The organism is Mesorhizobium sp. M7A.F.Ca.US.005.03.2.1 (assembly GCF_003997795.1).
GTDB classification, from domain to species: Bacteria; Pseudomonadota; Alphaproteobacteria; order Rhizobiales; family Rhizobiaceae; genus Mesorhizobium; species Mesorhizobium ciceri.
Genome location: NZ_RZRP01000895.1, coordinates 1 through 2,491 on the forward strand (window position 1 = coordinate 1; position 2,491 = coordinate 2,491).

General features: G+C 64.9%; 3 protein-coding genes. 2 read left to right on the forward strand and 1 reads right to left on the reverse strand.

What is annotated here, in order from left to right; genetic code table 11:
* A partial coding sequence (locus EN991_RS32120; RefSeq protein WP_127370256.1) for a hypothetical protein occupies nt 1–234 on the reverse strand: 234 nt, incomplete at its 3' end.
* 247 nt (nt 235–481) lie between these two features.
* Here EN991_RS32120 and hisS point away from each other — a divergent pair.
* Nucleotides 482–1,984, forward strand: coding sequence for a histidine--tRNA ligase (gene hisS / locus EN991_RS32125; RefSeq protein WP_127370257.1), 1,503 nt, complete (start codon nt 482–484; stop codon nt 1,982–1,984).
* Between the two features lie 60 nt (nt 1,985–2,044).
* Nucleotides 2,045–2,491: ATP phosphoribosyltransferase regulatory subunit (locus EN991_RS32130; RefSeq protein ID WP_206519295.1), on the forward strand; the 447-nt coding region annotated here is incomplete at its 3' end.

A 2,491-nucleotide genomic window follows, 5' to 3' on the forward strand; every position in this document is an offset into this window, starting at 1 on the left:
GGCCAGCACCAGGCCGGCGACGATCGCCACCACCGTGGCCAGGGTCGGATAGATCACCAGCAGGCCGGTCATCAACGCGTCGCGCATGGATGGTCCCTTGCCGGTGTCGGCGGGTACTTCGAACGGTCCGGCAGCCTGGCTGACCATTTTCGGGACGTTGATGTCGGCCGGGCGCAGGCGTGCGGACAATCCGGCGTCGCTGTCGATGGCATGGAATCTTGCTGTGCTGGTCATGGCCGCGAACCCTCATTTCCCGCGCTTTATCGGCGGCGATTGTGTCGGCACGATGCCGCACGCATGGCGGGATTGTTTCATTTGCGGTCCGGATTGGTTTCAAGGAGGTGCGGCATCGCCTTCTCTCATCGGCAGCGCCAGAGGTCTGACCCTTGCCGCATCCGACCTCTTCGGTTAGGACACCCGCGTTGCGAAAATCGCAACATTGCCGACCTGCAAGCATCATAAAACGCCGAGCAAACACCCCATGGCCGATAAATCGGAAAAGACGAAAGCGCGACTGCCGCGCGGCTTTGCCGACCGCAGCGCCGAGGACATCCGCGCCGTCGAGAAGATGATGGCGACGATCCGCTCGGTCTATGAGCTTTACGGTTTCGAACCGGCCGACCAGCCGCTGATCGAATACACCGATGCGCTGGGAAAATTCCTCCCCGACCAGGACCGGCCGAACGAAGGCGTGTTCTCCTTCCAGGATGACGACGACCAGTGGCTGTCGCTGCGCTACGACCTGACCGCGCCGACGGCGCGTTATGTCGCCGAGAATTACGAGCGGCTGCCAAAACCTTACCGCAGCTATCGCTCAGGCTGGGTGTTCCGCAACGAGAAGCCCGGCCCCGGCCGCTTCCGCCAGTTCATGCAGTTCGATGCCGACACGATCGGCACGCCGGGTGTGGCCGCCGACGCCGAAATGGCCATGATGATGGCCGACGTCATGGAAGCGCTGGGCATCAAGCGCGGCGACTACGTCATCCGCGTCAACAACCGCAAGGTGCTGGATGGCGTGCTGGAGGCGATCGGCCTTGGCGGCGAGGAGAATGCCGGCCGCCGGCTGACGGTGTTGCGTGCGATCGACAAGCTCGACAAGCTCGGGCCGGAAGGCGTGAAGCTTTTGCTTGGCCCGGGCCGCTGGGACGGCGGCAAGGAGGGCGAAGGCGACTTCGCCAAGGGCGCCGGGTTGAACAATGGGCAAGCCGAGGCGGTTCTTCTCGCGACTGCGAGGACTATACAGGCCGGCCAGGATTCCATGGTCAGTTCGAACGCGATCTACCAGGAAGGCGTCGGCGAACTCGCCACGATTGAAGCGCTGGTCAGGGCGGCCGGATATGGCGAAGACCGGATTGCCATGGACCGCTCGGTCGTGCGCGGCCTCGAATACTACACCGGCCCTGTCTTCGAGGCCGAGCTTCTGGCCGAAATCCCCAACGAAGACGGCCAGATCGTGCGCTTCGGTTCGGTCGGTGGCGGCGGGCGCTACGATGGCCTCGTCTCGCGCTTTCGCGGCGAGCCGGTGCCGGCGACCGGTTTTTCCATCGGCGTCTCCAGGCTGATGACCGCGCTGAAGAACCTCGGCAAGCTCGATGCCTCGGACGTGATTGCGCCGGTCGTCGTGCTGGTGATGGACAAGGACACCGACAGCCTCGGCCGCTACCAGAAGATGGTGGCGGAGCTGCGCGCCGCCGGCATTCGGTCCGAAATGTATCTCGGCGGCGCCGGCATGAAGGCGCAGCTCAAATATGCCGACCGCCGCGGCTGTCCGGTCGCCATCATCCAGGGCGGCGACGAGCGCGCCAAGGGCGAGCTGCAGATCAAGGATTTGATCGAAGGCGCGCGCATGTCGGCCGAAATATCAGACAACGCCGAATGGCGCGCGGCGCGCCCGGCGCAGGTGACCGTGGCGGAGGGCGAGCTGGTCGCCGAGGTGAGGAAGATTTTGGCGGCGCAGGCCGAGGAGAGGGCACGTGGCAAGTAGAGGTCGCGTTGGCGCCTCTGGTTTGGGACCAGAGGGTCGTGCAGCACTGAGGTCAGCAAGTTGACCTCCCGCACCCCCGCCATCTCCACCGACATCACCAACCTCTTCGCCACGCGCAACACGCACGCCGTCGAGGTCGCCATATTGCAGCCGGCGGACCCCTTCCTCGACATGGCCGGCGAGGATCTGCGCCGCCGGATTTTCCTGACCGAAAGCGAGACCGGCCAGACATTGTGCCTGCGGCCGGAATTCACCATCCCGGTCTGTCTCGACCACATCAGCTCGCAGGCCGGCACGCCGCGCCGTTATTCCTATCTGGGCGAGGTGTTTCGCCAGCGCCGCGAAGGCGGCAACGAGTTCTTCCAGGCCGGCATCGAGGATCTCGGTGACCGCGATACCGCTGGAGCCGATGCCCGCTCGGTGGCCGACGCGCATGCGCTGCTATCGCTGGTGCTGCCCGGCCAGGCATTGGCGATCACGCTTTGCGACCAGACCATTTTCGAGGCG

Coding starts and splice junctions, on each gene's coding strand:
- hisS (WP_127370257.1), top strand. CDS start 482: ATGGCCGATAAATCGGAAAAGACGAAAGCGCGACTGCCGCGCGGCTTT.